The organism is Sphingorhabdus buctiana, assembly GCF_042680825.1.
Classification (GTDB): Bacteria; Pseudomonadota; Alphaproteobacteria; order Sphingomonadales; family Sphingomonadaceae; genus Sphingorhabdus_B; species Sphingorhabdus_B buctiana.
In genome coordinates this window covers 293634-320051 of record NZ_JBHUEL010000008.1, presented here as the reverse complement: position 1 = coordinate 320051, position 26418 = coordinate 293634, and the positions used below count along the sequence as shown (strand labels likewise).

General features: G+C 58.0%; 31 protein-coding genes and 1 tRNA gene. 14 read left to right on the top strand and 18 right to left on the bottom strand.

Annotation, left to right across the window (positions count from 1 at the left end; all coding sequences use genetic code 11):
• The 3 genes from ACFSAG_RS09800 to ACFSAG_RS09790 form a co-directional block, all read right to left on the bottom strand.
• Nucleotides 1–460, bottom strand: a 460-nt coding sequence (locus tag ACFSAG_RS09800) for a hypothetical protein (RefSeq protein WP_381514120.1), incomplete at its 3' end; no start/stop codon positions are given.
• Nucleotides 457–1686, bottom strand: a complete 1230-nt coding sequence (locus ACFSAG_RS09795; RefSeq protein ID WP_381514117.1) for a tyrosine-type recombinase/integrase — start codon at nt 1684–1686, stop codon at nt 457–459. The genes ACFSAG_RS09795 and ACFSAG_RS09800, both read right to left, overlap by 4 nt.
• 195 nt (nt 1687–1881) lie before the next feature.
• Nucleotides 1882–1967, bottom strand: a tRNA-Tyr gene (locus ACFSAG_RS09790).
• A gap of 108 nt (nt 1968–2075) precedes the next feature.
• Between ACFSAG_RS09790 and rlmB the strand changes: the two genes are divergently transcribed.
• From rlmB to ACFSAG_RS09770, 4 genes are all read left to right on the top strand, one after another.
• Nucleotides 2076–2846 (top strand): 23S rRNA (guanosine(2251)-2'-O)-methyltransferase RlmB, encoded by a 771-nt coding sequence (rlmB, locus tag ACFSAG_RS09785; RefSeq protein ID WP_381514114.1) that lies wholly within the window; start codon nt 2076–2078, stop codon nt 2844–2846.
• The gene (locus ACFSAG_RS09780) at nt 2847–3932 is read left to right on the top strand and encodes a hypothetical protein (protein ID WP_381514111.1); all 1086 of its coding nucleotides are present in this window, start codon (nt 2847–2849) and stop codon (nt 3930–3932) included. It abuts the gene before it with no gap.
• Complete coding sequence (locus tag ACFSAG_RS09775) at nt 3932–4555, top strand: DNA-3-methyladenine glycosylase family protein (protein WP_374615027.1); 624 nt, start codon at nt 3932–3934, stop codon at nt 4553–4555. The genes ACFSAG_RS09780 and ACFSAG_RS09775 overlap by 1 nt, the downstream gene beginning before the upstream one ends.
• Nucleotides 4556–4684: 129 nt before the next feature.
• Nucleotides 4685–5476: a hypothetical protein gene (locus ACFSAG_RS09770; RefSeq protein WP_381514108.1), complete on the top strand. Its 792-nt coding sequence runs from the start codon at nt 4685–4687 to the stop codon at nt 5474–5476.
• A gap of 40 nt (nt 5477–5516) precedes the next feature.
• Here ACFSAG_RS09770 and ACFSAG_RS09765 read toward each other — a convergent pair whose 3' ends face one another.
• Nucleotides 5517–6035 carry a hypothetical protein gene (locus tag ACFSAG_RS09765; protein ID WP_381514105.1) on the bottom strand — a complete coding sequence of 173 codons (519 nt, stop codon included), beginning with the start codon at nt 6033–6035 and terminating at the stop codon, nt 5517–5519.
• A 106-nt stretch (nt 6036–6141) separates the two neighbouring features.
• On the opposite strand from ACFSAG_RS09765, the gene ACFSAG_RS09760 reads away from it, so the two are divergent.
• Nucleotides 6142–6954: an SDR family oxidoreductase gene (locus ACFSAG_RS09760; RefSeq protein WP_374615023.1), complete on the top strand. Its 813-nt coding sequence runs from the start codon at nt 6142–6144 to the stop codon at nt 6952–6954.
• Nucleotides 6955–6957: 3 nt separating this feature from the next.
• Here the strand turns inward: ACFSAG_RS09760 and ACFSAG_RS09755 are convergent, their stop codons facing one another.
• A complete protein-coding gene (locus tag ACFSAG_RS09755; RefSeq protein WP_381514102.1) occupies nt 6958–7248 on the bottom strand; it encodes a 4a-hydroxytetrahydrobiopterin dehydratase in 291 nt (96 codons plus the stop codon).
• 49 nt (nt 7249–7297) lie between these two features.
• On the opposite strand from ACFSAG_RS09755, the gene ACFSAG_RS09750 reads away from it, so the two are divergent.
• Both ACFSAG_RS09750 and ACFSAG_RS09745 read left to right on the top strand, forming a co-directional pair.
• Nucleotides 7298–7915, top strand: a complete 618-nt coding sequence (locus ACFSAG_RS09750; RefSeq protein ID WP_381514098.1) for an ABC transporter ATP-binding protein — start codon at nt 7298–7300, stop codon at nt 7913–7915.
• On the top strand, nt 7912–8559 hold the full coding sequence (locus ACFSAG_RS09745) for a heme exporter protein CcmB (RefSeq protein ID WP_381514094.1): 648 nt from the start codon (nt 7912–7914) through the stop codon (nt 8557–8559). Before ACFSAG_RS09750 ends, ACFSAG_RS09745 begins: the two co-directional genes overlap by 4 nt.
• Nucleotides 8560–8561: 2 nt before the next feature.
• Here ACFSAG_RS09745 and ACFSAG_RS09740 read toward each other — a convergent pair whose 3' ends face one another.
• Genes ACFSAG_RS09740 through mscL form a run of 4 tightly spaced genes read right to left on the bottom strand, consistent with a single transcriptional unit; the run spans nt 8562 to nt 12326 of the window.
• Nucleotides 8562–9377, bottom strand: coding sequence for an SDR family NAD(P)-dependent oxidoreductase (locus ACFSAG_RS09740; RefSeq protein WP_381514091.1), 816 nt, complete (start codon nt 9375–9377; stop codon nt 8562–8564).
• A complete protein-coding gene (locus tag ACFSAG_RS09735) occupies nt 9374–10582 on the bottom strand; it encodes a serine hydrolase domain-containing protein (protein WP_381514088.1) in 1209 nt (402 codons plus the stop codon). The genes ACFSAG_RS09740 and ACFSAG_RS09735 overlap by 4 nt, the downstream gene beginning before the upstream one ends.
• Before the next feature lie 32 nt (nt 10583–10614).
• Nucleotides 10615–11889 carry a class I SAM-dependent methyltransferase gene (locus ACFSAG_RS09730; RefSeq protein WP_381514085.1) on the bottom strand — a complete coding sequence of 425 codons (1275 nt, stop codon included), beginning with the start codon at nt 11887–11889 and terminating at the stop codon, nt 10615–10617.
• Between the two features lie 20 nt (nt 11890–11909).
• Complete coding sequence (mscL, locus tag ACFSAG_RS09725; protein ID WP_374615015.1) at nt 11910–12326, bottom strand: large conductance mechanosensitive channel protein MscL; 417 nt, start codon at nt 12324–12326, stop codon at nt 11910–11912.
• A 137-nt stretch (nt 12327–12463) separates the two neighbouring features.
• On the opposite strand from mscL, the gene ACFSAG_RS09720 reads away from it, so the two are divergent.
• From ACFSAG_RS09720 to ACFSAG_RS09705, 4 genes are read left to right on the top strand one after another with little or no spacing between them, the layout of a single operon-like run.
• Complete coding sequence (locus ACFSAG_RS09720; RefSeq protein WP_374615014.1) at nt 12464–13066, top strand: LemA family protein; 603 nt, start codon at nt 12464–12466, stop codon at nt 13064–13066.
• Nucleotides 13067–13089: 23 nt separating this feature from the next.
• Nucleotides 13090–13911 carry a TPM domain-containing protein gene (locus tag ACFSAG_RS09715; RefSeq protein ID WP_381514081.1) on the top strand — a complete coding sequence of 274 codons (822 nt, stop codon included), beginning with the start codon at nt 13090–13092 and terminating at the stop codon, nt 13909–13911.
• Between the two features lie 2 nt (nt 13912–13913).
• A complete protein-coding gene (locus ACFSAG_RS09710) occupies nt 13914–14603 on the top strand; it encodes a TPM domain-containing protein (RefSeq protein ID WP_381514078.1) in 690 nt (229 codons plus the stop codon).
• Nucleotides 14603–15121, top strand: a complete 519-nt coding sequence (locus ACFSAG_RS09705) for an NUDIX hydrolase (RefSeq protein WP_381514075.1) — start codon at nt 14603–14605, stop codon at nt 15119–15121. Before ACFSAG_RS09710 ends, ACFSAG_RS09705 begins: the two co-directional genes overlap by 1 nt.
• Here the strand turns inward: ACFSAG_RS09705 and ACFSAG_RS09700 are convergent.
• From ACFSAG_RS09700 to ACFSAG_RS09690, 3 genes are read right to left on the bottom strand one after another with little or no spacing between them, the layout of a single operon-like run.
• Nucleotides 15114–15395: an ETC complex I subunit gene (locus ACFSAG_RS09700; protein ID WP_381514072.1), complete on the bottom strand. Its 282-nt coding sequence runs from the start codon at nt 15393–15395 to the stop codon at nt 15114–15116. The two genes, ACFSAG_RS09705 and ACFSAG_RS09700, sit on opposite strands and share 8 nt — an antisense overlap.
• 32 nt (nt 15396–15427) lie before the next feature.
• Nucleotides 15428–17857: an ATP-dependent helicase HrpB gene (gene hrpB, locus ACFSAG_RS09695; protein WP_381514069.1), complete on the bottom strand. Its 2430-nt coding sequence runs from the start codon at nt 17855–17857 to the stop codon at nt 15428–15430.
• A gap of 6 nt (nt 17858–17863) precedes the next feature.
• On the bottom strand, nt 17864–18877 hold the full coding sequence (locus tag ACFSAG_RS09690; protein ID WP_374615008.1) for a polyprenyl synthetase family protein: 1014 nt from the start codon (nt 18875–18877) through the stop codon (nt 17864–17866).
• Nucleotides 18878–18971: 94 nt separating this feature from the next.
• Between ACFSAG_RS09690 and ACFSAG_RS09685 the strand changes: the two genes are divergently transcribed.
• Nucleotides 18972–19262, top strand: coding sequence for a chorismate mutase (locus tag ACFSAG_RS09685; RefSeq protein WP_374615007.1), 291 nt, complete (start codon nt 18972–18974; stop codon nt 19260–19262).
• Here ACFSAG_RS09685 and ACFSAG_RS09680 read toward each other — a convergent pair.
• The 5 genes from ACFSAG_RS09680 to ACFSAG_RS09660 form a co-directional block, all read right to left on the bottom strand.
• Entirely contained in the window at nt 19259–20566 is a 1308-nt protein-coding gene (locus tag ACFSAG_RS09680; RefSeq protein ID WP_374615036.1) for a sensor histidine kinase, read from the bottom strand. The genes ACFSAG_RS09685 and ACFSAG_RS09680 overlap by 4 nt on opposite strands.
• Before the next feature lie 85 nt (nt 20567–20651).
• Nucleotides 20652–21317: a response regulator transcription factor gene (locus ACFSAG_RS09675; RefSeq protein ID WP_374615005.1), complete on the bottom strand. Its 666-nt coding sequence runs from the start codon at nt 21315–21317 to the stop codon at nt 20652–20654.
• Nucleotides 21318–21414: 97 nt separating this feature from the next.
• Nucleotides 21415–21714 (bottom strand): hypothetical protein, encoded by a 300-nt coding sequence (locus tag ACFSAG_RS09670; RefSeq protein ID WP_374615004.1) that lies wholly within the window; start codon nt 21712–21714, stop codon nt 21415–21417.
• Nucleotides 21715–21800: 86 nt separating this feature from the next.
• A complete protein-coding gene (locus tag ACFSAG_RS09665) occupies nt 21801–22511 on the bottom strand; it encodes an SIMPL domain-containing protein (protein ID WP_381514065.1) in 711 nt (236 codons plus the stop codon).
• Nucleotides 22512–22529: 18 nt separating this feature from the next.
• Complete coding sequence (locus ACFSAG_RS09660) at nt 22530–23387, bottom strand: D-amino-acid transaminase (protein ID WP_381514063.1); 858 nt, start codon at nt 23385–23387, stop codon at nt 22530–22532.
• 60 nt (nt 23388–23447) lie between these two features.
• Between ACFSAG_RS09660 and ACFSAG_RS09655 the strand changes: the two genes are divergently transcribed.
• Entirely contained in the window at nt 23448–25238 is a 1791-nt protein-coding gene (locus ACFSAG_RS09655) for an ABC-F family ATP-binding cassette domain-containing protein (protein WP_381514060.1), read from the top strand.
• Here the strand turns inward: ACFSAG_RS09655 and ACFSAG_RS09650 are convergent, their stop codons facing one another.
• Nucleotides 25239–25760 (bottom strand): DUF6456 domain-containing protein, encoded by a 522-nt coding sequence (locus ACFSAG_RS09650; RefSeq protein WP_381514057.1) that lies wholly within the window; start codon nt 25758–25760, stop codon nt 25239–25241. It abuts the gene before it with no gap.
• Between the two features lie 92 nt (nt 25761–25852).
• On the opposite strand from ACFSAG_RS09650, the gene ACFSAG_RS09645 reads away from it, so the two are divergent.
• Entirely contained in the window at nt 25853–26416 is a 564-nt protein-coding gene (locus ACFSAG_RS09645; RefSeq protein ID WP_381514054.1) for a helix-turn-helix domain-containing protein, read from the top strand.
• Nucleotides 26417–26418: the final 2 nt, after the last annotated feature.

Genomic DNA, 26418 nt, shown 5'->3' with positions numbered 1-26418 from the left:
TGGCATTCGTCTTTTCCTTCCGTGTCCAAAATAACATAGATTTTGGACCACCCAGAAGGGGGCAGATCACAAAGTCGACTTGGATATCACTCAACATCTGGGTAGTCTTAAATGCCGTAAAAGAGTCCTCATACTCTTTTCCCTGGTTGCACCCCTGCCATAGAGTATCATGCCCAGGCACAAACAAGCGATGATCAACGCACTGATCAGGGGTTATCAACTGCAACTTCCCTGCGCCCCCTGAGATGCTCGAACTACGTCCGAAAATTTTGACGTCGCCGTGATAACTAGCGTCGCACAAGGCGTTTAAAGCATCAATTATTTTAGCGAATGCCTCATCTCCAGTGCATTTCCAGCGCCCTTCTTTTATCGCTAACGGAACAAACGCTGCTCCAAGTGGATCATCAAATGCCAGGGCAGTAAGTGCTTCAGAGAGAGAGCAAGTTGAACGCGGGCTCATGCTGTGGTCCTTACGGGTTTAAGTGGCACGACCGCTGCGCTACCGGACAACCCGCTATCACAAAAACGACCCCAGTCTGACATCAACTTAACACGCTGCCCGGGCTGACTAGGCACACCTAAGTACGTTGTCCGCCGATAGGCCGCCTGAACAGCATCTGGAGTTTTATGAGCCAACGCCGCCTCAACAACGGCATCGGGGTAGCCTTCATTTGCCGCCCAGTCAGTAAAGGCAGACCGGAAACCATGTACGTGATAAGGTTCGCTCATATCCCGTAAAACCTTCAATAGCGTCATGTCTGACATTGGTCTGCCATCGATGCCAGGAAACACTTGATCGGTACCCGCAAGTTTTAAGGCCGCTGCTTTTGCTAGCACCGCAAGGGCAGCGTCGGACAACGGAACAATATGCGCTTTATTTCGCTTCATGTGTTTAGCAGGAATCGTCCAGAGACGGCCTTCTAGATCGAATTCATCCCACGTCGCGAGACGCACCTCTTGGCTGCGAACCCCCGTCAAAATTAACAGCTCCAAAGCCAGCCGACCATACGAAGGCTTGCGTCGCAGCGCGATTAGGAAGCTAGGCAATGCGACGTAAGGCATAGCTTTTCGATTTTCACGTTGCTTTATCTGTCTCGGTAAACCGCGGCCAGCCTTTAAACTACCACCCCCAGATGGAGCTTCGGTCGACCTCCAGCCTTTCGCATGAGCATAGTCCAGCACCGCGCAAATTCGATTGCGAACTTGTCTCGCCGTTTCGGGTATTTTCTGCCAAATTGGTGTTAGCACCGCGATAATGTCAGAGGTCATGATGCTTCCGGTTGGCATGTTGCCTAGCTTAGGGAACGCGTAGTTTTCTAAGCTGGCGAGCCACTGGCGCCGGTAGATGGTACTTTTCCAACCGGCTGCGTTTTCGGCATGATATTGCCGCGCTGCATCGCTGAACGTTACTTTTGCGGCTATTGCGTCTTTCTTTTCTGCAAGGATATCTCGGCGTTGCAACTTTACAGCTTTGCGAAGTTCGCTCGCTTTGTCGCGAGCCTCACCCAGCGAGAGCAAGCTAGCTGAACCAAGCCCTATGTCTTGTCGCTTACCATCGCGCTGGAGTCGCAAGATCCATGATGCACCGCCACGCTTATCCACTTTAAGGAACAAGCCGTCGCCATCTTGATAGGCGCCAGGATTCGTCAAAGCTGCTTTGACCGATAATGCTGTCAGCTTACCCATATCTTCCCCCACACTTTCCATTCTCGCTTTGAGAATCCAGAGTGTGGGGGAACGACAATTTTCCCCCACACTTCCCCCACACATCGGCTTGACTGTAGACAAGTCAGGGCGGGTACAGGCGGGCCTGTACGGCGAATTTAACGTAGGTATTTCGATATTCCTACGGGTTTCTGCGAAAAGCTGCGGGAAGAGATATGGTGGACAGGGCTGGATTCGAACCAGCGTACGGAAAACCGGGCAGATTTACAGTCTGCTGCCTTTAACCACTCGGCCACCTGTCCATCTTTCTGCGGGGCTTTGCGCTTGGCAAAGGGCCGGTCCCGAAGAAGAAGCGGCCTATTGGCGAAACGCCGCTTGCCTGTCAATGGCCGAGATGGAATAGCAGCAAAATGAGTTCACATAAAAGCCAACGCCGACGCGGAGCGGCGCAAATCAGTGGCAATCCCAAATTCTGGGGGCGTCATGCCGTGACTGCAGTACTGGAGAATCCCGAACGGCGGATTATCAAGGTATGGGGCACGCGCGAAGCATTGGCGCATGTCGACCTGCCGCAGGGTGTGCCCTTCCAGTTTTGCGAAGGATCCGACCTTGCCCGATTCGTTCCGCGCGATACCCCGCACCAGGGCATTGTCGCCGAAGTCGCGCCGCTGGAGGATGTCTGGCTGTCAGATATATTGGGCGCGCATGAAGATGATGACCGTCCGATCCTTATCCTCGATCAGGTTACCGATCCCCACAATGTGGGAGCGATCTTCCGGTCGGCAGCAGCATTTGATGCCATCGCAGTGGTGACGCAAGACAGGCATGCGCCACCCGAATCCGGGGTGTTGGCCAAATCCGCCTCGGGCGCATTGGAAATCGTTCCCTGGGTTCGCGTGGTGAACCTGGCCCGTGCCTTGGAAGAGATTGCCGAACATAATTATTGGCGCATCGGCCTTAGCGGCCATGCCGATACAACGCTTGATAAGGCTCTCGCCCCGCGCCGCAACGCGCTTGTCCTGGGCGCAGAAGGCGAAGGCATGCGTGCCAATATCGAAGACCATTGCGACCAATTGGCGAAACTGCCGATCAGCGAACAAATGGAAAGCCTCAACGTGTCCAACGCCGCAGCGATCGCGCTTTATGCCGATGCAGCGCTGCGCCAATCGAAAGCAGACTGAATGCAGTTGAAGAAAATTGCCGCTGTGGGGCTGGCCATCGTCGCTCCGTTCAGCCTTTCGGGATGCCTGCTGTTGCCGGGCGAATTCAATTCCGAGATGACCGTCATGGCCGATGGCCAATTTGCCTTCAGCTATAAAGGGCAGATTCAGCTGGTGGGCCTGGCCAACCTGCTCAACGATACGCTCGATGCCGAAGGTGCCAACGCGGAATTCGTCCCTGCCTGTTACGGTGCCTTGCCAGAACCGGAGATGAGCGAGGCGGAGAAAAAGAAGGATAAGAAGCGCCAGCAGGCAGAGGCAAAGGCGGCTGCAGACGCTGCCACGGTCGAAATAGCACTTGCCGAGATTGCCCCCGAAAACAAAGGTACGGCGGCCTCGATCACATCACAGGATAGCGTCGATCCTGACTATTCCGAAGAAGCCGCCGCCGAGGCTGCAGACGCAGCCGCTGAGGCAGTGACGGAAGAAAGCGAATGGACCGAACGCGACTGCACCCCGGCAGAAATCGAGCAGCAGAAAAAGGATTGGGACGAACAGCAAGCCAAATCGAAGAAGGAAAAAGAACAGGCGAAGAAGATGTTCGCCGCCATGCTGGGCGGCATTGACCCCAGCAATCCAAAGACAATCGACCGCTTTACCAAGGAAGTCGAGCGGCTGGCCGCTTGGAACAAGGTCGAACATCTGGGCAACGGCCTGTTCATGATCGACTATTCAACCAAAGGCCGCCTGGCAGACGATTTCGCCTTTCCTGTGATCCCGCGATATGCGCTTGGAAATCCGATGATCCATGTCACCCGCTGGGATAATGGCCGGGTGCGCATTGAGGCGCCGACATTCCACAATGATGCTGATGTATCTTTGATGTCGTTGATGGGGGCAGGATCGATGATACCCGGCATGGGGTCGAAGAAGAGTATCGAACCGGTCGAGGTCAAAGGCACTTTCACCATCCGCACCAATGCAAAGGTTTTGGCAAACAACACCGATGAGGGGCCGATCGATGAGGGCGCGGTGCAAGTGCTGCGCTGGGATATCGGGCCGAAAACCTTTGGGCCGCCAATGGCCCTGCTGCAAATGGCGAAGTAATGGGCCTCACCGCTGACCAGATAAGGCATTCGCTCGACGCGCTCGCGGCGAAAGAGCAGCGTTTTGCAATAGCGCTCGAGCAAGCAGGTTATCCCGAACCGCGCATCCGCGATCGCGGCTATACAACATTGCTGCGCACGATTGTGGGCCAGCAGGTGAGCGTGGCAGCAGCATCGTCGATGTGGAACAAGCTCGAGGCGAAGCTCGGCCCCGAATGCGCGCCGGAAAAACTGCTGGCGGAGGATTTTGACAGCCTGCGCGCTTGTGGCCTCAGCCGACAGAAACAGGGTTATGCCCGCAGCCTTGCCGAACTGGTCGTTTCTGGCGCATTGCCGCTAGACGCCCTGCCCGAAGATGATGAGGAAGCCATTGCCTATCTGACAAAGGTGAAAGGGATTGGCCGCTGGTCCGCCGAAATCTACTTGCTGTTTGCCGAAGGTCGGGCGGACATTTGGCCTGCCGGTGACCTTGCGGTGCAGGAAGGCGTGAAGCGCATTTTGCTGTTGGAAGAGCGCCCGACCGAAAAGCCCACCCGCGAGCTTGCCGAAAACTGGCGTCCGCATCGCGGAGCTGCCGCGATTTTCACCTGGCATTATTATGCGACGGGTTTCGAGGCGATTTAAGCGCAGTCTGCAAAAGATTTTACACGGCGTTTGAGCAATTTTGCGCCACAATGCGTTAGACAAAAGTCATGCCCTACCGGGTCGCTCTAATCGTATGTGAATTTTCCTTGTCTGAGGGGAGCAATCGAGATGAGCATTTCAAGACTTCCAAAAATTGCAGTCGCCGTTGCAGCGAGTTTTTCGATGGTCGCAACACCGGTTATGGCGGCGACGCCGAGTGATCTTGCTGACCTGATAGGTGTGAAAGGATCGTCTGGCGAAACGCAGATGGAGGCTCGCGGATACAGCCTGCACCATGCATCGCACGGTGATGACAAATCCTACACTTACTGGTGGAAGGCATCGTCGAAGAAATGCGTGCGCGTGACGACCGAGGATGGCCGCTATGCAGCCATCAATTCGGAAAGCGCAGGCGATTGCGGCCAAAAATCCGGGGATGCAGGTGCGGCGGTTGCTATCGGTGCAGCGGCCTTGATCGGTGCCATCGCGCTGAGCCACAAGTCGCATAACCACAATGACTATAACCATTATGGCAACGCGCAATATGAAGCCGATTATGAGCGCGGCTATAATGACGGGCTCTACAACTACCCCTATCATAACTACAGCCGCTCCGATTATTATTCCCAAGGCTTTGAGGCCGGGGTTCGCCAGCGCGGCTATAATGGCAGCTATCGGGACCCTTATTATGGCGGCGGTTATAGCAGCTATGTCAATGTGAACGACCTTGTGGGTCGATCCAGTTCAGACGCCCGTGCGCAGCTCTCATCGCGCGGATTCTCGCTCATCGAAACCGATGATCGCTATGATGGCAAATACCGCACCTATTGGCGGGCGTCGTCGGAACAATGCATCGTGCTCCACACGCGCGACAGCTATGTCCGCTCGATCGACAGTGTGCGCAAACGCAATTGCCGCTGATTTTGCGACTATGCCGGGGGTGCGTCATGCACCCCTGTGCCTAAAGCTTTAGCGTCGGATTGAGCCGCATCATTTCGAGTACGAATGATTTGGGTTTCTTGAAGAACTTGCTCTTGCGGTTGACCGTTAGGCCAAGGAGCGCGGCTGCCTCCATCACGAAATGCACGCAGTTGCGCTTGTTGAGGTTGTAGCTTTTACCGGGAATGTTTCGCCAGCTTTCGACATGGGCGATCAGTTTCCGATATTCGGCGTCGCTCAGCCGCAGTGAAAAATGAGCGTTGCTCTTCCCAATATATTTGGCATCCTTGGTTTCGATCATTCCCTTGACCGAACCCATCAAAATCGCTGGCGAAACACTGACCGCGGTGAATCCGTAATTGGTATCGACGGCTTCTCCGGTCGCATCGACCGTCCCTTTCAGCTTTATAAAGGCGTGGGGAAAATGGTCTCCGAAATCATGGCTGTAAAAAGTGGCGACCACTTCTGCCCGCGCTTGCCCCGGACAGAGGGTAAAAAGCAAAATTGAGAAGGCGAAAACCAGTGATCGGAGGATTTGCATGACCGACCAAGGAATATCGGCCACCGGCGCAAGCTGCAAGTAAGGGTTGACCCGCCTTCGGATTTGCTGTGCTTACAGGGGTGAAAATAAAGGGGAGAGTCGAAGCATGTCAGATAGTCGCAAAAGCATATTCGTTACCGGTGCTGCCTCCGGTCTTGGCCGCGAAGTGTCGCGCTATTTTGCTGCCAAGGGCTGGTTCGTCGGGCTCGCCGATGTCAACGAAGCGGGCCTGAAAGAAACCGCAGCCATGCTCCCCGCTGGGCAGTGGTCATCACACAAGCTTGATGTCACCAACCGGCCGCAATGGAAAGAAGCGGTGGCCGACTTCGCGAAGCATACCGGCGGCAAGATGGACGTTTTGTTCAACAATGCCGGCGTGGGTTCGGGCGGGCCGATCCAGGACATGGAGGATGAGGATATCGACCGGATGATCGCGATCAACGTCACCGGTGTGATCAACGGTATCCGTGCCTGCTTCCCCTATCTTCAGGCGACACCCGGCAGTTGCGTGCTCAACACCGCGTCGGCAGCGGGCATTTATGGCTCGGCAGGCCTTAGCGTCTATAGCGCGACCAAATTCGCGGTACGTGGCCTTACCGAAGCGCACGACATCGAATGGCGCGAACTGGGCATCAAATCACGTTCGCTGATGCCCGGCTTCATCGACACCAACATCATCGGCGCGGTCGACCCCGGTTCAAACCAGACCGGCAAGGAACGCCTGCTGGAAGCGGGTATCGAAGTCAGCCCGGTTTCGATCATCGGCCCGGCAGCATGGGATGCCATTCATGGTGACAAGGTGCACACCACGGTGAACAAGACCGCGAAGCAACTCGCCTTTGCCGCCCGCTGGTTCCCGGGACGGTTGCGAAAGCAGCTGGGGTTGATGCAGGGTATCGAAACCGTCGTCAAAAATTGACGATCAGGCAAAACCGTTAATTGCAGTCGCGAGGTCGATGTCGCGCGCCGAAAGGCCGTTGGCATCGTGCGTGGTCAGCAGGATTTCAACGCGGTTGTAGACATTGAACCATTCAGGGTGGTGATCGGCCTTTTCAGCAAGGATCGCCACCCGGCTCATGAAACCAAAGGCCTCGGCAAAATCGGCAAAGCGGAAAGTGCGCCGGATACCGCGTGCTTCTGCATCATAGGACCAGCCGTCCAATTGGGCCAATGCCGCTGTGCGTTCGGTTTCATCCAGTTCGCGAACAGCCATCACATTCTCCTGCCTTTGCTTTTTGCGCGCGCCGTGCCTATGTCGCCGCATGCCGGACAGTCAAGCCGCATCGCCAACCATCATTCTGGACCGCGTCGCCATAATACGCGGCAGCCGGTTGATCCTGCGCAATTTTTCGCTCGAAGCGGAAAGCGGCGAACTGATCTGGGTACGCGGCGCCAATGGCAGCGGCAAATCGACCCTTTTCCGCGCGCTATCCGGGTTGCTTCCGATAGCTTCCGGAACGGCGGAAACACGCGGCGCAATTGCCTTGTGCGACGATAATCTGGCGCTTGATCTGGACCAGCCGCTCGAAAAGGCGATCGGCTTTTGGACAACCTTGGATGGCATAAGCCCGCAAAGGCTTTCCGTCGCGATGGAGACGCTGGATCTGGGCTCGCTGGCCGGGCTGCCGGTCAGGCTACTTTCGGCGGGACAGAAAAAGCGCGGAGCATTGGCACGCCTGCTAGCGTCCAATGCTTCGATCTGGTTACTCGATGAACCCTATAATGGGCTGGACCAAGCCAATGTGGCGCGCCTCGATGCCGCAATTTCGCGCCATTGCGAAGCGGGCGGAATTGCGCTTGTCGCATCGCATATTGCGCCTACCGTCAATGTCAGCCGGAGCATCGTGATCGACAGGCCGCTGGTTGAGGCCGCCATATGAAAGGTTTCGCCCGCATCGCATGGCGCGAAGTGCGCCTTTCCTGGACGGGCGGCGGTCTATGGTTGCCTATTGTGTTCTACCTTGCTGTCGCAACATTGTTCCCGTTCGTCACCGGGCCAGACAAGGCATTGCTTTCGCGTGTCGGAGGAAGCATTTTGTGGATCGCAGCCTTGCTGGCAAGCCTGCTTCCGATCGAGCGCTTGGTCCTTCCCGACCGCCAGTCGGGCGTGCTCGATCAATTGGTTTTGCGCGGCTGGGCTGACGAATGGATCGCCGCTGCAAAGATTTGCGGGCATATCATCGGCTTCGGCATCCCCTTGCTGCTGGCAACGCCGGTGGCGATTGCCCTGCTGGGTGTGCCGGATGAAAAGGCATTGGCGCTGGTGCTGGGCCTTGCGCTTGCCCTGCCCGCCTTCGCAGGATTGGGCGTTACCATCGCAGCACTGACAGCGGGTCTCAACGGCGCATCGGCCTTGGGCGGGTTGCTGCTGGTGCCGCTCGCCATTCCGATACTGATTTTCGGCGCAGGGACGCTCGACGATGGGGCAACCAATGCGCTGCAGCTTCTGGCAGCGACGAGCCTTGCCATGACGGCCTTGGCGCCTTTTGCTGCCGGGGCGGCGTTACGCGCCGCCCGCGACTGATTTCAGTTGTTTTCGGCTGCCATTTTCTGGGCATAGCCCTGCGCAACCATCGCCTCGACCATATCGAACAATTTGTCGGGTTCCTGCGCGCGCATCACGGGGATAGCCGCCTCCATCCCTTCGGCAACGACAATTTCGCGCTTTCCGGCGTCGAGCGCATCCCAGATAGTTTTGGCGACATCAGCCGGATCAAGGCCATTGTCGATCGCTGCATCGCTGACTCCGCGCACCGAACCATCTGATGCAAGGGCATTGCGCGAGACATTGGTGCGTACCGAGCCCGGCGCGACAACCAGCACCTTTATCCCCTGCCCCGCAATCTCGCTGCGCAGCGAATCCGCATAACCGACAAGGCCATGCTTCGCCGCGCAATAAGCGGTGCGCATCGGAACGCCGGCTTTGCCCGCAACGCTCGAGATCATCACAATCCCGCCGTTGCCACGCGCGAGGAGGTGCGGCAGCAAGGCCTGTGTCAGCGCGATTGGGGCCAGCAAATCCACGTCGATGATTTTGCGGTAAACCGACATGTCGGTATCCACCGCCAGCGAGCGCTGCGAAATGCCGGCATTGTTCACCAGCACATCAACATTGCCGCTGAAACCGACTGCCTTTTCGACCAATGCGGGTATCGCGGCATAATCAGTGGTTTCAAACGGAAGGACCAGGCAACGATCGGGCGCATTTGCGGCAACTTCCTCCAGCGCAGCAACGTTGCGCCCCGAAAGTACGCAGCGGCCGCCGCGCGCCAGCCATTCCTTGGCAAGCCCCTCACCAATTCCTGACGATGCACCGGTTATCCAGGCAGTCTTACCGCTCATTTGCTTTTTCCTTGTTTAGCGGATGCTTCCGCATCGATTGCCTTTTGTACGACCTTATAAAAAGCTTCGCGTCCATCCTGCCCGGCCGGATCGGTTGCGCGGGGCCAATTGCTGTTTGATGCGATTACCAGTTTGCGTTTCGGATCGATGAAGATGCCTTGGCCAAAAATGCCTTGAGCCGCATAACTGCCATCATCATAGGTCCACCATTGGAAGCCATAGCCATGGCCTGGTTCACCAATATCGGCACGCTTTGTGGTCGCGGCTTCGATCCAGCTATCGGGCAAGATGGACTCGCCCTTAATCTTGCCGCCACCCAGCATGAACAGGCCGAACCGGGCAAAGTCCCGCGTAGATGCCTGGACGCAGCAACCGCTGATTTCATGGCCGGTAGAACCCAGCAACCAGCTTGCATCCTGCTCCATGCCGAACGGTGCCCAAACGCGCGCCGACAGATAATCAGACAATGTCTTGCCTGTTGCCCGGCTGACCAAAACCCCGATCAGGTTGGTCTCGCCGGTTTTGTAGACCCATTTGGTGCCTGCTGGAGCTTCGCGCGGAAGCTTGCGCATATAGCTGACGGTCACGTCAACGCCGGGTTCAGCCTTATGCTCATTGAAACGGGCAACATCGGAATTTGGATCTTCATAATCCTCGTTCCATTTGACACCCGACGTCATGGTCAACAGCTGAGCGATGGTGACGTCGTCGTAAGCCGAGCCCTTCATCTCCGTGAGATATTGCGAGACCTTGTCATCAAGGCTGCCGATATAGCCATCCTTGATTGCGACGCCGACCATTGTCGATGTGAAGGACTTGGCGACCGAAAAGCTGGTCCATTTTCCGTTGGCGTCAAAATCGAGACCATATTTTTCCAGCCGGATCTTGCCATCCTGCACAATGACCAGCCCGGCCATGCGCTGCGCCTTCATATAGGCATCCACGTCGGTATCGAGTTTGAGATCAGCCCCTTTGGGCATCGGATAGACCCAATCCCCCGTCCGGATCACATTTGCCTGCGCAAGCACCGGAAGGCGATCCATCGCCCGGAATGCCGCATCGCGTTCGGGAATTGTCCAGAACAGTACATTGCGGTTGGTCGGCAGATTTGCCGCCAGCGCCCGCATATCCTTGTCGATGGCCAGCCAGCCTATTCCCAACACAGCTGCCGCCACGACCAAAAGGCCGATGAGCCACTTCTTCATAAACCCAAACTCCCCACCTGCATTTTTCACAGCTATTTTTTTACGAGCGTGACCTGCGCTACATTGATTCCGCCTCCACGGAACCCTCCCTCGCAATACATGAGGTAAAAGCGCCAAAGCGCAACGAATTTTTCGTCAAATCCGGCGGGCAACCTACCTTCCGTAACGGCAAGGTCAAAGCGTTCGCGCCACTGCTTCAGCGTTTCGGCATAGTGGATGCCAAAATCGACCTGGTCCCCCCACGCGAGTCCCCGCTCATCGGCAAGGGCACGGAACCGGCTTTCAGAAAGCAGCATGCCGCCGGGAAAGATATATCGCTGGATGAAATCCTGCCCGTCGGCATATTGTTCGAAGATATCATCCTCTATGCGGATATATTGCAATGCTGCGCGCCCGCCCGGCTTCAGGCAGCGCGCGATGCAATCCAAATAGGCAGGCCAATATTCCTGCCCAACAGCCTCGACCATTTCGACGCTGGCAATGGCATCATATTCACAAAGCACATCGCGATAATCGGTCAGGGTGATGGTCCAGCCCGATTTCCCCTCGAGCCTTGCTTCGGCAAAACCAATCTGTTCGGGCGAAAGGCTGATGCCATGATACGCAATCGCAGCTTTTTCCAGCGCCGCTTCGGCAAGGCCGCCCCAGCCACACCCGATCTCGAGCAGGCTGTCGCTCGCTTTCAAATCCAGCCGATCAAGTATCAGCCCAATCTTGCGCCGCTGTGCAGATTCCAGCGGCTCGTCCGGCGGGAGTTTTTCGAAAACCGCGCTCGAATAGGTCATCGTGCGATCGAGCCATGCCGCGTAGAAATCATTTCCAAGGTCGTAATGCGCCTCGATATTCCCGCGCGCATGGGTCGGGGTGTTGCGCCGCATCCACTGCGCGATGCGGCCTGCAATGCGAGCAATACCCGACGCTCGCCCGACACTTCCCAGCGAAACGCGGTTGCGCATGAAAAGGTCGAATATCGGTACAAGGTCGGGGCTATCCCATTCCCCGGCCGTCCAACCTTCGTACCAGCCGATCGAACCGCCCCGCACAAGGCGAAGCAATGCATTCCATTTGCGGATGTTGACTTGCGCAGTGGGCCCCTCGCCCCGCGCACCCAATGTTCGCACACTGCCATCGGGCAAATTCCCGATGATCGTGCCATAGTCCAGTCCCTGATCGATGCGGTCGAGAATGGCTTGGAAAAAGCGCGAACTGGTGCGGCCATGCAAAGCAGCAAAAAGGCCGCCACCCGAACCCGGCAGGCTAGGCTGCTGGACGAGGTGGCGGCCCCTTTGATGTTCTGGCGCGTTCATCCCGCCAGTTTATGCCCGGTTTACTTCTTCTTCAACTCATCGCGAATTTCAGCGAGCAGATCGACTTCGGTCGGCCCGGTGGCTGCCGGTGGCGGCGGCATGATCTTGTTCGCTTGCCGCACGATCAGGAAGATGACGAATGCCAGGATCAGGAAATTGATGATCGCCGTAATAAAACTACCCCAGGCGAGGACATTCGCACCCGCCGCCTTTGCAGCAGCAAGCGACATGCCGGCCTGTACCTTTTCGGCGCCGCCGAGCACGATATACTTCGCCGAAAAGTCCGTCCCGCCGCCCGTAATCAGCGATATGAACGGCATGATCAGGTCGTCGGTCAGCGACGTCACGATTTTGCCAAACGCCGCGCCGATAATTACACCGACCGCAAGGTCGAGCACATTACCACGTGCTATGAAAGCTTTGAATTCACTCAACATCTACTGTCTCCCCATTATCTGCCAAGGGTATGGGGATGCTAGCCGAAATGCGAAAGCTGTCGAGTAAATCATTGAAACAATGTGACCGCTGACCTATGTAGATAACACACATTGCTTCCGGGGAAGGAGTTACCCTCATGCGTTCCGATCTTGCCAAATTCCTACTGGTGCCCGTTGCGGCGGTTTCGCTTGCCAGTTGTGGTATCAACAGCGTCCCGACAGCCGAGGAAAATGCAAAGGCCAAATGGGCCGATGTACAAGCTGCATTTCAGGAACGTGCAAACCTGATCCCCAATCTTGCCGAAGTGGTAAAGGGCGCGGCGGCGCAGGAAAACAAGACACTGACCGAGGTGATAGAGGCGCGCGCAAAGGCCACTTCAGTAACGTTGGCGCCGGGCGACTTGAGCGATCCAGCAAAAATGGCCGCGTTCCAATCAGCGCAAAACAATCTTTCCGGCACCTTGTCGCGCCTGCTCGTTTCGGTGGAGCAATATCCGCAACTGAAAAGCCAGGAAGGTTTCCTCCGCCTGCAAGACCAGCTTGAAGGTCAGGAAAACCGCATCCGCATCACCCTGCGCGATTATAATGAAGCGGTACGCCAGTATAACACCACGATCCGCACCTTCCCCGACATCATCGGTGCAAAGGTCATCCACGGCGCAAAGCCGATGGTGCCCTATGAAGCCTCCACACCGGGGGCCGAGGTTGCACCCAAGCTCGACATGGCCCCGACGCAGTAACGCCGCTGCTCAGGAACAACGCCATGTTGCGGGCCATCGCCCTATTTGTCGCCGCTTTGTGCATGGTGGTCGGCAATCCTGCCGTAGCGCAGGAATTTCCGAAGCTGACGGGCCGGATTGTCGATCAGGCCGACTTGCTGACACCTGAGCAGGAAGCATCGCTGACAACCAAGCTGGCAGGGCTTGAAACCCAGTCCAACCGGCAATTGGTTGTTGCGACAATCAAGGACCTGCAGGGTTATGAGATATCCGATTATGGCTATCGCCTCGGCAGGAGCTGGGCGATCGGGCAGGATGGCAAAGGAGAAAGCGAAAAGGATAATGGCGTTATCCTGATCGTGGCACCCAATGAGCGCAAGATGCGGATCGAGGTTGGCTATGGTCTGGAGCCGGTGCTCACCGATGGCTTGTCCTCGAGCATCATTCGCAATGACATCACGCCCTTTTTCAAATCGGGAGACTTCAACGGCGGCATCAACGCTGGCGTCGACCGCATCGTTACCCAATTGACCCTGCCGCCCGAGGAAGCGACCAAAATAGCTGAAGAAGCGGCATTGGCCGATCAACGGTCGAGCGATGACGGCGAAGCCATTTTCCTTGTCATCTTCTGGCTGTTCGTTTTCTTCTTCTTCATCCTGCCAATCATCATTTCAGTGGCGCGCGGCGGCAAGAGACACCGGCGCGGGCGCAACCGGCATTGGGGTGGCCCCGTGATCATCTGGGGCGGTGGTGGTTCCAATTGGGGCGGCGGAAGTGGCGGCTTTGGCGGCGGAGGTTTTGGCGGCGGTGGATTTTCGGGAGGCGGCGGCAGCTTCGGCGGCGGCGGTGCCTCGGGAGGATGGTGAGCATGGCCTTGCGCAAAATAAGCCATGTCAGCGCGGCCGATCACCAGTTGGTGAGTGCGGCGGTGGCCGAGGCGGAGCACCATACCAGCGGTGAAATCGTAACCATCGTTACCGACCTCTCCGATGATTACAGCGACATCGCGCTGACTTGGGCCAGCATTATCGCTTTCCTGGCGTTATCGGTCGTCGCGATATTCCCAGATTTTTATCTCGGCCTGCTCGACCGCGTGCTCGGCGGGTGGGAGCATGAATGGACTGCGAGTGAATATCTGGCCGCGCTGTTCCTCTTCATGGGCGGCAAATGGCTTGGTAGCTGGTTGCTGCTGCAATGGACGCCGCTACGCATTGCGCTCACCCCCAAGCATATCAAGATGCGTCGTGTGCGCGCCCGGGCGATCGACCTGTTCAAGGTCGGCACCGAAAGCAAGACAACCGGACGCACTGGCGTGCTGCTCTATCTTTCGATGCGCGAACATCGGGCAGAAATTGTGGCTGACGAAGCTATCGCAAGTAAAGTCGCCCCCGAAATATGGGGCGATGCTATGATCGCCTTGATCGATAACGTCCGCGAAGGGCGACCCGGCGAGGGCATGGCCGAGGCCGTTCGCCAAATGGGTGTTGTGCTGGCCGAACATTTCCCCAAGGGTAGCGAAAACCCCAACGAGTTGCCCGACAGGCTGATCGAGATTTAATGAGCGAAGAAGATATCGAAGAAATCATCTGGCAAGGCAAATTCGTCACCGCCAAGCGCAAGGGCAAATGGGAATATGTCAGCCGTTCGCGTGGGATAAAGGCGGCGGTGATCCTTGCCGTCGAAGACGGGCATGTAATTCTGGTCGAACAATATCGCGTGCCGCTGGGCCGCAATTGCGTCGAGCTGCCCGCCGGGTTGATCGGCGATGAAACCGAGGGCGAAGACCCGCTTGAGGCCGCCGGCCGCGAGCTAGAGGAAGAAACCGGATACCGCGCGGCAAAGCTGGAATCGCTAGGCGAATATTATTCGTCACCCGGAATGGTGAGTGAGAGCTTCACATTGGTGCGCGCATCGGGCCTTACTAAAGTGGGCGACGGCGGCGGCACCGACGGCGAAAAAATCACCGTGCACCGAGTAGCGTTGAGCGAACTGAAACAGTTCCTCGAAACGAAACGCGCGGAAAATATCGGCGTCGATGTTCGCCTGTTATTGCTGCTGGGATCGCAGCTTATCTGAAATTGTCGGCGTAAGCCTGCAGCTTGAGCACTTTCGGCGCGGCAGGAATGACTGTGTAGCTGATGCCATTCTTGTCAGCATAGGCCTTGGCGGCTTTCAGCGTCGGAAATTTCAGGTTGAGCTGGCGACGTGTATCGCTTGATCCTGCCCAGCCCATCAGCGGATCGGGTCGCTGCGGATCAGCAGGAATATATTCGAGCACCCATTGCCCTGTGCCAGCGCGGCCCGATTGCAACGCATTTTTCGATTTCTGGATGATCCGTGCCTGAGTCATGCAAGCGCCTTTCGCTGATTTATCTCCGCCAATCAAGTGCGTGATTGCGCCTTTTTGGTCTTCAGGCTGGCAATCGCGGCGCTCGGATCGTTGGGCCAGTTATGCTTGGGATAGCGGCCCCGCATTTCCTTTGCCACATCGGCCCAACTGCCCTTCCAGAATCCCGGCAAATCCCGCGTCGTTTGGATCGGTCGCCCCGCAGGTGAGGTAAGCGAAAGCACAAGCGGCGTCCGGTTGGGGCCGATGGTCGGATGCTCCGCAACGCCGAACAACGCCTGCACCCGCAGTTCGACGGTCGGGCCACCCTCGGCAGAATAGTCGATGGGATGCGTGGTTCCGGCAGGCGAAGTAAAGTGCGAAGGTGCCAGGCGATCAATCGCCTGCTGATTATCCCAACCCAGGAGGCCCAGCAGCGCATTGTGCAAAGCGCCGGGATCGATGTCCGATAGCCGTCTTTTGCCCACCAATGCAGGTGCGAGCCACATATCGAGCGATCCCAGCAATGCGACATCGTCCAACCCATCGACACCCGCCCATGAGGCACGTTCGCGCAAGCGCAGGCTCGCCTCGCTCCATGGAAGCATTTGCAAGCTATGGTCTCGTACACCTTGCAACAACGCCGCAGCGATAGCTTCGGGATCGGCCTTCGCGTCCTGCCCTTTGGAAAGGGTGATAGCGCCAAGCCGCCGCCCGCTCTCGGTGCGCACGCCCCCGCTCGCAGGATCAAAACTGACATGCGCTCCGCTGATGATCCGGTCGCCATAAAGCGCCTCTATGTCGGCAAAATCGATGGCCGCGGCCGATATAATCCGCGCGCCCGATGCCGCACCCTGGATATCCGCAACCGCGAGCCATTCTTCTTTGGCCAATGGATGTGCAGGATCGAGCCGAAAGCCCCTGCCCCCGACACTGATCCAATTCTCGCCCTTCGCGTCGCGGCGGCGAGCAATGCGATCGGGAAAGGCGAGCGCGATGGCAACAGCAACACTCCCAGCTAGCTTGCGAGAATCTGATTGCGGGCGGGGAAGTAGCTGTGTCCACCTTTTCGCCAACCCCCGGGCGGCCTCGGCCCGTTGACCCCGTTCGCCCCGCCAACGTTCGAGCCGCCTTTCGATGTCGCTATCGTTTCCGCCCAGCCCGCGTTCGGAAAGCAAAACGGCAACCTCGGCGGCCAGCGCGGCAAACCCCAGTTCGGCGGCTGCTACCAACATATGCGCCAGCCGTGGGGGAAGCGGCAGGCGTACTATCGCATGTCCATGCTCGGTGGGTCGCCCGCTAGCATCTATTGCGCCCAAATCGAACAACCGCGTCCGGGCTTCGTCAATTGCTGCCTTTGGCGGCGGATCGAGCCATTGCAGCGTCGCGGGATCGCCGACGCCCCATAGCGCACAATCGAGTAGCAAGGGGGAGAGGTCTGCCTCCAGAATCTCTGGCGGGTCAAAGGGCGGCAGGCCTGCGGTCGCGGCTTCTTCCCATAACCGGTAGGCGACGCCTGGGCCCTGCCGTGCGGCGCGCCCTGCCCTTTGTGTCACCGCCGCTTGGCTGGCGCGTTCGGTAACCAGTCGCGTCGATCCAGCCGCCCGGTCATAGCGGGCACGGCGTGCTAGGCCGCTGTCGACGACGATACGCACGCCATCGATGGTCAGGCTGGTCTCGGCAATCGAAGTGGCGAGGATCACCTTGCGCCGTTCGCCTTTGCGAATGGCGGCGCGCTGTTCGGCGGGATCAAGGCTGCCATGCAGGCGATGGATTTCGGCCAAAATGCCTTCCAGCCGTTCCGCCGTCCGTTCGATTTCCGCAACGCCGGGAAGGAAGGCCAGCACATCGCCCTCCCGTTCATCGGCAAGCGCACGGCAGATGGCCGCAGCCATTTCATCTTCGATCCGCGCCTCGGCTTTGCGGCCGATGTGCTGCAATGTAAGCGGCCAGGATTTGCCCTCGCTCTCAATTACCGGCGCATCCATCAGCTTTGCAAAGCGTCCGCCATCGAGCGTCGCCGACATCGCCACCAGCCGCAGATCTGGCCGCAATCCGCCTTGGGCATCGAGCGCTAGCGCCAACCCGAAATCACTATCGAGGCTGCGTTCATGGACTTCGTCGAACAGAACCGCTGAGACACCCGCCAATTCCGGATCATCCTGTATGCGGTTACGGAAAATGCCCTCGGTCAGGACGAGGATGCGCGTCTTGGCCGACTGCTTGCTGTCCATCCGGGTTGCATAACCGACCAGCCCGCCGACCGGTTCACCCATCAGTTCGGCAATCCGTTCAGCAGCAGCGCGTGAAGCGAGGCGGCGTGGGGAAAGGAGCAGTATCTGGCCGTCGCACCAAGGCTCCCCCAGCAAAGCAGAGGCGACCATTGTTGTCTTGCCAGCACCCGGCGGTGCAATCAGCACGGCATTGGAGCCTGCGGCGAGCGCAGCCTTTAATTCGGGCAGTACAGCTTCGACAGGAAGGGTCACGCCGCCTTAATAGGCGCGGGCAATGGCAAACTCCACCGCCTCAACCAAGGCATCCTTTGCAGCGCTGGCAGCAAAGGGCCCGAGCGCATCAATCGCGCGTTGGCCATAATGGCGTGCACGTTCCAGCGTGTCGTCGATGGCGTTATATTTGCGCAGCAGGCTGGTGGCATAGGCCAGATCGTCGGCACTGACCCGATGGCCGAGCATGGCGTTGTGCCAGAAGTGCTTTTCCTCTGCATCGCCCCGGCTGTGCGCCAGAATGACCGGCAGCGTCACCTTGCCATCGCGGAAATCATCGCCCGCATCCTTGCCCATAGTTTCGCCATCGGAAACATAATCGATGGCATCGTCGACCAACTGGAAGGCTATTCCCAGATTGCGTCCATAAGCGTCGAGAGCCAGTTCGTCGGCCTCGGGGCGTTCGGCAACAACTGCGGCGATCCGGCAGGCAGCGGCAAAAAGTGCAGCCGTTTTGGAACCGATAATGTCGAGATATTTTTCCTGGCTGGTCGTGATCTGCCGCTGTGCGGTCAATTGGTTGACCTCACCTTCGGCAATCACCGCCGATGCGTTGGAAAGAATCTTCAGGACCTTGAGCGAACCATCTTCGACCATCAGCTCGAATGATCGGGAAAAGAGGAAGTCCCCCACCAAAACTGCTGCCGGATTTCCGAATATCAGGTTGGCGGCGGTCTTTCCGCGGCGCATGTCGCTGCCATCGACAACATCGTCGTGCAGCAACGTTGCGGTGTGAATGAACTCGACGGCGGCCGCCAATTTGTGGTGCCGATCGCCCGGATAATCGAGCAAACGCGCGCAGGCGAGCGTCAGCATCGGCCGCATCCGCTTTCCACCGCCAGCAATCAAATGCCCAGCCAGTTCCGGAATCAGCGGGATTTCGGACTGCATGCGATCGAGAATGACCGCATTCACGCGGTTCATCTCCGGCGCGACAAGGTTCAGCATTGGCTGGAGCGAAGGCGTGCGTGCGCCGCCAAGCTGGTGGATGGTTGCAGTCATAATGGCTCGCCTTGGCAAGCGGTACGCCCGCGCGCAAGTGCAAAAGCTGTTATCCTGCTTGCCTGTTGCGACTTGGCGCGGCATGGAACGCGCGATGGCACAAGATGAAAAACTGACCCGTTATCGCGAGAGCATCGACAATATAGATGCAGCGCTGGTGTTCATGCTGGCCGAAAGGTTCAAAATCACACAGGCGGTGGGCGAATATAAAGCGACCACCAAACTCCCTCCCGCCGACCCGGGACGCGAGGAGCGACAGATTGCGCGGCTGCGCCAATTGGCCAAGGATGCCAATCTCGACCCCGATTTCACCGAAAAATTCCTGCGCTTCATCATCGATGAAGTGATCCGCCACCATGAGCGGATTCGCGACGGAGCGGCTTAAACCGCCTTGGGCAGTTTGAGCCGCACGAGCAACCCACCCATATCTTCGCTTTCATCAAGTTCGATGGTGCCGTTGTAGATTTCGGCGACGTCGCGAACGATTGCCATGCCCAGACCTGTCCCGGGCTTGCCGCTATCCAAGCGGACACCACGATCGAAGATGCGGGCACGGTCCTTTTCAGGGATACCCCGGCCATCGTCCTCGATAATGATCGCCACCATCTCACCCTGGTCCTCAACCGTCACAAACACACTGCCCCCGCCATATTTGGCAGCATTCTCGACCAGGTTGCCGATCATTTCATCGAGATCCTGCCGCTCGACACGCACCGCAACTTCCTTGTTGCCTGCCATGTCGAGGCGGACGTGGCGATAGAGGCGGCCGACTGCGCGTTCGACCGACTCAAGGCTCTGCCAGACCTCTGCCCGGCTGTGGCTGTGCCCCCTGCGGCCCACGGCACGCGCGCGGGCAAGGTGGTGATCGACCTGCCGCCGCATGGTGGTTGCCTCGCGTATGACCGTCTCTGCCAAGTCGGGCGCCTGTGCGGTTGCGCTGTTCATAATCACGGTCAGCGGTGTTTTCAGAGCGTGGGCTAAATTTCCGGCATGGCGCCTGGCCTCTTCAGCCTGTTTCTCATTATGATCGAGCAAGGCATTGAGTTCATTGACCATTGGCATAACTTCATCAGGAAGCGCTTCCTGGATGCGACGCTGCTTCCCGCTCCGCATCGCGGCAATTTCTCGCCGAACGTCGCGCAGCGGCCACAGCCCGTAAAAAGTCTGGAGCGCGGCCATGATGATGAGGCCGAAGGCGAGCACGGCAAAGGCAGTCGCCAACACGGTGCGTAATTCAGTGATCTGCGCGTCCAGACTTTCACGGCTTTGCGCGACCATGAAAATCCATCGCGTTTGGCTGTCGGGAAGAACAATCGCGCGCTCGACAATGCGCAGCGGCTCACCGGCAAATTCACTGCTGTTGCGGAAATGCGGTTCGGAATCGGTGTGGCTGAAATCGACGCGCAATGTTCGATCCCATAGCGAGCGCGAGGGGAACGGCATCTTGTTCCGGCCGCTGATCTGCCAATAAAGACCGCTATTAGGCTCTAGGAATCGCTGGTCGCCCAAGGGCCGGTTGAGGCGCACCTCGCCATCAGGCCCGATTTCGGACGAAGCGATCATTGCCGTCAGGACATACTCCATCTGGTCGTCGAAATTGTCTGACACCGCGTTGACGAGCACGCGGTCGAGCGCCAGCCCGCCTGCAATCAACAGCAGGGTGATCCAGCCTGCAGCGATGATGATCATGCGCCGGCTCAACGAACCGGTGCCGCGTGCGGGCTTTTCTGCTGTCGTTACCGGAGCAACCTGGCCCGCCTCATCCGCCATGGTTTCAGCCGCGTGGTTCTTCCAGGCTATAGCCAAGGCCGCGGATAGTGGAGATCACATCCTGACCCAGTTTTTTGCGGATACGGGTAACGAACACCTCGATAGTGTTCGAATCGCGGTCGAAATCCTGATCATAGATATGCTCGATCAGTTCGGTGCGGCTGACGACCTTACCCTTGTGGTGCATCAGGTAAGACAACAGCTTATATTCCTGTGCGGTCAGCTTCACCGGTTCGCCGTTGAGCGTCACCCTGCCCGACCGCGTATCCAACCGTACATCGCCTGCGGTGAGTTCGGATGAGGCATTGCCCGAAGCGCGGCGGATCAACGCGCGCAGCCGGGCAATCAGCTCTTCGGTCTGGAAGGGTTTGGCAAGATAGTCATCCGCTCCGGCATCAAGCCCGGCCACCTTGTCTGACCAGCTATCGCGCGCTGTCAGCACCAGTACGGGGAATTTGCGCCCTTCGCGCCGCCAGCGGTCGAGCACCGTCAGTCCGTCGATCTCCGGCAGGCCGAGATCGAGGATGACGGCATCATAATTTTCGGTGGAGCCCATGAAATGGCCGTCTTCGCCATCGGTCGAGAGATCGACGGCATAACCGGCACCCTCAAGCGTCGATTTCAGCTGCTGGCCCAGCGTCGGTTCGTCTTCCACGATCAGGATGCGCATTTGGCTTCCTTGCTCCCTATGGTTATGGTGAATTTATGAGAGATAACAGATTGAACGGCAGGCGCAAAGCAAAGCCGGTATCTCAATCGGTTGGCCGTCAACGCTGGCGAAGCACGCTGCCCGATCGGGCGTCCACATCGACAAAGATTACGCGCCCGGAATCGATAAATTTCAGGCGATAGACTTGCGCATTGCCATCATATTCGGGGCCGAGATATTCCATGCCGCGCATCCGCGGCACCACGCGTCCTTCGATTTCACGGAGAGAAAGCACCTTGCCCGAATTCATCTGCTCACGCGCTTTGCCCTGGTCATCTCCCTTGCGGGCATGGACAGGTGCAGAAACGCTGGCAGTACCCAGCGCGGCGGCGAGAAGGAGCAGGACGGCTTTTTTCATGCGAACCCGAATAATTGCGGCGCATTGAACCGAGACTGAACGGCGCGTCAAGGATTTGGTAAGCATGATACCGTCCCGCAGCGCGATTATTTGACCATTTCGAACGTGAAATTCATCGTCGAACCAATACGGATCTGCCCCGGCGCGATGGGTGTTGCCTTGCCTGCTGCATCGGCTGCGCGCATTTCAATCATCGGCATCGGATAGCCGGGCTCACCCGATTGTTCTTCGACGCGCAGGACCCGAACATTAGCATAGCCTGCCTTGCGGGCAATTGCCTCGGCACGGCGCACCGCGCTGTTCCATGTCTTGTCGCGCGCTGCTTCACGCAGTTTGCTATCATCATCGACCGAGAACATCGGACCATTGAAATTGGTTGCCCCGTCGCTCGCTAAAGCATCGAGGAACTGCGGTAATTTCTTCAAATCTCGCAGCTTGGCCGAAACCGAATTGCTGGCGATGAAACCGCGGAACACCTGCCGGCCATCGGCATAGTCAAATTGCTGGTTCAGCGATATCTGGGTCGTCTGGATATCCTTGTCGGCAATTCCCAGCTTTTTGAGGCGCGCGATCACTGCCGACATCTGGGTGTTGTTCTGGCGAATTGCCTCGTTTGCGGTTGGGGCAAGCGTCTGGACACCGGTTGAAAATGTCGCCACGTCAGGCGTGGTTTCGACATATTCGGTAACCGAAAGGTCGATCACCGGATTGGTCGCTATGATACTGACTTCGGTTGCAACGGCGGGGGTCGCCAGACTGCCGGTTGCGAAAAGCGCGGCGATGATAAGCTTGCGCATAAAAACTCCTTCTTGCGATCAGATCGCGGAGTTGCGCGCAAACTCGATATAGGTTTCGCGCAATTTCCGCGTGATAGGACCGCATTTGCCATCGCCAAGCTGAACGCCATCTATACGGGTCACCGGAAGCACGAATGCCGATGCCGCCGTCACCATGGCTTCGGCTGCATCTTTCGCCTCTTCGACTGTGAAGGCTCGAGTTTCAATCTCCACGGCCCCTTGCCGGGCCAATTCCAGCACCGACGCCTGGGTGATGCCGTGCAGGATACTGCTATCAAGCGGATGGGTGATGAGTTTTCCCTGTTTGGTGACGATATGCGCGTTTTGTGATGTACCTTCGGTAACGAAACCGTCGCGCACCAGCCATGCATCGTCGGCGCCTTGCGCCTTTGCCTCAGCCTTCATCAGTGATGCATAAAGCAGCTGCGTCGTCTTCACATGCGCCATCTGCCAACGCCGATCTGGCAGCGTAACCACCGAAAGACCGGATTCAGCTTGCGGCCGATCGACCAATGATGCCTTTTGGGTGAAACCGACAATGGTTGGCTGCAAATCGCCTGCGGGAAACAGGAAATCGCGATCGCCGGGATTGCCTCGGGTCACCTCGAAATAGATCATACCCTCGACAAGGTCGTTGCGCGCCACAAGTTCACGACACATGCTGAGCAAGGCTTCGCGTGTGGGCGGGTGCGGCATCTTCAATTCGGCCATCGACCGGTGGAGCCGGACGACATGCCCCTCAAAATCGATCAGCTTCGCATCGATGACCGAAACCACCTCATAAACTGCATCGGCAAAGAGGAAGCCCCGGTCAAAGACCGACACCTTTGCTTCGGATTCGGGAACAAATTGGCCGTTAAGATAGACTGTGCGCATTCGCAGGCTTTGCGCCAGCGCTTGCATCGCGTCAACCTTCCCCCTATCCGCGCCTCCACCATGTCAGCTCCTCCCATCCTCTCTTATGAAGGTCTTTCCCTGCAACAAGGCGCAGGATGGCTGTTCAGCGACATCGACCTTTTCATAGGCCCGCGCGATCGGCTGGCGCTGATCGGGCGCAATGGCGCAGGCAAGACCACGCTGATGAAGCTGATTGCAGGGAGTATCGAACCGGATCGCGGCAAGCGTACGGTCGTTCCCGGCACCAATATCGTAATGCTCGAACAGGACCCTGATTTTGCGCCTTTCGACAAGTTGATCGACTATTGCCTGTCCGGCGAACGGACACCGCCTGAGCATGAAATTCGTGCAATCGCCGACCAATTGGGCATCAACCTTGATCGGGAAGCAAAGACGGCATCAGGCGGCGAACGCCGTCGTGCCGCCATCTGCCGGGCACTCGCCAGCGAACCCGACTTGCTGTTGCTCGATGAGCCGACCAACCACCTCGATCTTGGGGCGATCGAATGGCTTGAGGACTGGCTGACCCGCTACAAGGGCGCCTTTATGGTCATCAGCCACGACCGAACCTTTCTGACCCGGTTGACGCGCCAGACGCTGTGGCTCGACCGGGGAAGCCTGCGCCGTAACGAAATCGGCTTTGGCGGCTATGAGGCGTGGATGGAGGCAGTCTATGCCGAAGAAGCGCGTGCTGCCGAGCGCCTCGATGCCAAGCTGAAGATCGAAGCGCATTGGCTTGAGCGTGGCGTTACCGCGCGGCGCAAGCGGAACCAGGGGCGGCTCGCCAAACTGATGGAAATGCGCGCGCAGCGTGCAGCCATGCTGGGGCCGCAAGGCACGGCAAAACTTGCTGCAGCCACCGATGAAGTGAAAACCAAGACGGTGATTGCCGCCGAGGGTGTGTGCAAGAATTTCGGCGACCGTCGCATCATCCGCGATTTCACGCTGCGTATCCAGCGCGGTGATCGTATCGGTATTGTCGGGGCGAACGGCACAGGAAAGACCACGCTGATCCGCATGCTGACCGGCGAGATGCAACCCGATGAGGGCAAAATCACGCTGTCGAAGACGCTGACGGGGATCATCATAGACCAGCAGCGCAAATTGCTTGCCCCTGAAAAGCGCGTTCGCGATGTCCTTGCCGATGGCAGCGACTGGATCGTGGTGCGCGGCCACAAAAAGCACATCCAAGGCTATCTCAAGGAATTCCTGTTCGATCCCAATTTGGTTGAGGCTCGCATTGGCACCCTTTCCGGAGGCGAGCGTTCGCGCTTGTTGCTGGCGCGTGAATTCGCCCGCGAGGCCAATCTGCTGGTTCTCGACGAGCCCACCAACGACCTCGATCTCGAAACGCTTGACCTTTTGCAGGAAGTGATTGCCGATTATGAGGGCACTGTGCTGATTGTCAGCCACGACCGCGACTTCCTCGACCGCACGGTCACCCTCACCCTAGGCCTCGACGGATCGGGCAAGGTCGATATCATCGCCGGCGGCTATGCTGACTGGGAAGCAAAGCGCGACCGGCGCACCCAGAATGTAGCCAAGGTCCAAAAAGCAGCCCCCGCGCCTGCTGCGCCGCCTCCACCCAAGGCCGCGAAACTATCTTACAAAGACCAGCGCGATTATGATTTGCTGCCCAAACGGATCGAAGAGATCGAGGCGGCGATCGCCAAGGCCGAGGAGGAGTTGTCCGATGCCAGCCTCTATAGCCGCAATCCTGCGCGCTTTTCCGATTTGACAGCGCAGATCGAGAAACTGCGCGCGGAAAAGGACGCCGCGGAGGAACGCTGGCTCGATCTTGCTGAAATGGTCGAAACGCTGTCGTCCTAATCAACCCGGTAAGCGGTAATAAGTCCCGAGCCTGTCCAGCGCGATCCTGAGCACCAGCTTGCCTGATCGAAGAGGCCAGCCCATCGCTTTCTCGGCGACAGGAACGCCCTCGCCCGCGCAAATCACCCGCCAGGCAATGTCCGATAGATCGCCACCCAGCGCCGCCATGGCGTCATCGAAACGCTGCTTGGCATGCAAGGCGCGCTCGCCAGGCATAGATGGCGAAGGAGCACCCTGCCTCGTCCTCACCACCGGAGTCGGATCCCAGACCATCGTTGTGCGGGGGCCGAGGCAGGCCGCTTCATAATCACTGCGCAGTTTCTCCCCCGCGAGCAATTGCCTATCGGATAAATGTCCATGCGCGTGCAGCCAAGACAATGGCGACTCCGACAGGTTGACGGTCACCGTCCGCCGCGGCTTCGCGCGGTCCTTCGGGGCGTCGGGGTCAGGCAAGGCCCGTTCCACTAGCAAACGCGGATCGGAATGGCGGGCCATTTTGGCTGCGGCATCGGCTCTTGGCATAGGATCGTCCTTTCGAATCACGAAATGTCCTATTGCCATTTGGAAAATTATGTAGGACAGTGAAAACCTATTTGGTTATCGAAAGCGCTACCATGTTGCATCGTATTCGCGAAGTTCGCCGTGCCAAGGGCTATACCCTGCTCGATGTTGCCGAACGCTGCGATCCGCCCACAACCGCGCAAACGATAGGCCGGCTTGAAACCGGCGTGCGAACGCTATCGCTCGATTGGCTCAATCGCATTGCAGACGCATTGGGCGTGGATGCCAGCGAGTTGGTGCAGCTGCCCGACCAGGAGGAACTACCGGTCGCTGCGCACCTAGGCATCGACGGCGTCTACGCCCCGACACAGGCGGACAGCATGGTTGTACCCCGGTTGCTGGGAGAAATGGTCGGATTGCGCGTTGTCGACAGCATTGGCGATTATCGCCGCGGTGATGAGTTGTGGTGCGAGCAGATGCCGCCCGAGCGTTTCGCCGAAGCACTGAACTGCGACGTCCTCGTTCCGCGCCCTGCCGGGCGTTTCCTCTTCGGCAGGCTGATCGGCCGTGAAGATGGCAAACTGCACCTGCTTCCCCTTGCTGCCGGGGCGCGGCAACAGGTGGTCGCTGACCCGGCATGGATTGCACGTGCGGCAAAACTGGTGCGTGTGCTCTGAGC

Bases quoted from the DNA above. Each gene is read 5' to 3' on its own strand.
- ACFSAG_RS09735 (WP_381514088.1), bottom strand. From the start codon at position 10,582: ATGAAGAAGTGGCTCATCGGCCTTTTGGTCGTGGCGGCAGCTGTGTTG.
- ACFSAG_RS09720 (WP_374615014.1), top strand. From the start codon at position 12,464: ATGCGTTCCGATCTTGCCAAATTCCTACTGGTGCCCGTTGCGGCGGTT.
- rlmB (WP_381514114.1), top strand. From the start codon at position 2,076: ATGAGTTCACATAAAAGCCAACGCCGACGCGGAGCGGCGCAAATCAGT.
- ACFSAG_RS09650 (WP_381514057.1), bottom strand. From the start codon at position 25,760: ATGCCAAGAGCCGATGCCGCAGCCAAAATGGCCCGCCATTCCGATCCG.
- ACFSAG_RS09770 (WP_381514108.1), top strand. From the start codon at position 4,685: ATGAGCATTTCAAGACTTCCAAAAATTGCAGTCGCCGTTGCAGCGAGT.
- ACFSAG_RS09670 (WP_374615004.1), bottom strand. From the start codon at position 21,714: ATGAAAAAAGCCGTCCTGCTCCTTCTCGCCGCCGCGCTGGGTACTGCC.
- ACFSAG_RS09645 (WP_381514054.1), top strand. From the start codon at position 25,853: ATGTTGCATCGTATTCGCGAAGTTCGCCGTGCCAAGGGCTATACCCTG.
- ACFSAG_RS09730 (WP_381514085.1), bottom strand. From the start codon at position 11,889: ATGAACGCGCCAGAACATCAAAGGGGCCGCCACCTCGTCCAGCAGCCT.
- mscL (WP_374615015.1), bottom strand. From the start codon at position 12,326: ATGTTGAGTGAATTCAAAGCTTTCATAGCACGTGGTAATGTGCTCGAC.
- ACFSAG_RS09775 (WP_374615027.1), top strand. From the start codon at position 3,932: ATGGGCCTCACCGCTGACCAGATAAGGCATTCGCTCGACGCGCTCGCG.
- ACFSAG_RS09745 (WP_381514094.1), top strand. From the start codon at position 7,912: ATGAAAGGTTTCGCCCGCATCGCATGGCGCGAAGTGCGCCTTTCCTGG.
- ACFSAG_RS09675 (WP_374615005.1), bottom strand. From the start codon at position 21,317: ATGCGCATCCTGATCGTGGAAGACGAACCGACGCTGGGCCAGCAGCTG.
- ACFSAG_RS09750 (WP_381514098.1), top strand. From the start codon at position 7,298: ATGCCGGACAGTCAAGCCGCATCGCCAACCATCATTCTGGACCGCGTC.
- ACFSAG_RS09765 (WP_381514105.1), bottom strand. From the start codon at position 6,035: ATGCAAATCCTCCGATCACTGGTTTTCGCCTTCTCAATTTTGCTTTTT.
- ACFSAG_RS09655 (WP_381514060.1), top strand. From the start codon at position 23,448: ATGTCAGCTCCTCCCATCCTCTCTTATGAAGGTCTTTCCCTGCAACAA.
- ACFSAG_RS09715 (WP_381514081.1), top strand. From the start codon at position 13,090: ATGTTGCGGGCCATCGCCCTATTTGTCGCCGCTTTGTGCATGGTGGTC.
- ACFSAG_RS09660 (WP_381514063.1), bottom strand. From the start codon at position 23,387: ATGCGCACAGTCTATCTTAACGGCCAATTTGTTCCCGAATCCGAAGCA.
- ACFSAG_RS09700 (WP_381514072.1), bottom strand. From the start codon at position 15,395: ATGACTCAGGCACGGATCATCCAGAAATCGAAAAATGCGTTGCAATCG.
- ACFSAG_RS09680 (WP_374615036.1), bottom strand. From the start codon at position 20,566: ATGATCATCATCGCTGCAGGCTGGATCACCCTGCTGTTGATTGCAGGC.
- ACFSAG_RS09685 (WP_374615007.1), top strand. From the start codon at position 18,972: ATGGCACAAGATGAAAAACTGACCCGTTATCGCGAGAGCATCGACAAT.
- ACFSAG_RS09795 (WP_381514117.1), bottom strand. From the start codon at position 1,686: ATGGGTAAGCTGACAGCATTATCGGTCAAAGCAGCTTTGACGAATCCT.
- ACFSAG_RS09705 (WP_381514075.1), top strand. From the start codon at position 14,603: ATGAGCGAAGAAGATATCGAAGAAATCATCTGGCAAGGCAAATTCGTC.
- ACFSAG_RS09760 (WP_374615023.1), top strand. From the start codon at position 6,142: ATGTCAGATAGTCGCAAAAGCATATTCGTTACCGGTGCTGCCTCCGGT.
- ACFSAG_RS09690 (WP_374615008.1), bottom strand. From the start codon at position 18,877: ATGACTGCAACCATCCACCAGCTTGGCGGCGCACGCACGCCTTCGCTC.
- ACFSAG_RS09755 (WP_381514102.1), bottom strand. From the start codon at position 7,248: ATGGCTGTTCGCGAACTGGATGAAACCGAACGCACAGCGGCATTGGCC.
- ACFSAG_RS09710 (WP_381514078.1), top strand. From the start codon at position 13,914: ATGGCCTTGCGCAAAATAAGCCATGTCAGCGCGGCCGATCACCAGTTG.
- ACFSAG_RS09665 (WP_381514065.1), bottom strand. From the start codon at position 22,511: ATGCGCAAGCTTATCATCGCCGCGCTTTTCGCAACCGGCAGTCTGGCG.
- ACFSAG_RS09740 (WP_381514091.1), bottom strand. From the start codon at position 9,377: ATGAGCGGTAAGACTGCCTGGATAACCGGTGCATCGTCAGGAATTGGT.
- ACFSAG_RS09780 (WP_381514111.1), top strand. From the start codon at position 2,847: ATGCAGTTGAAGAAAATTGCCGCTGTGGGGCTGGCCATCGTCGCTCCG.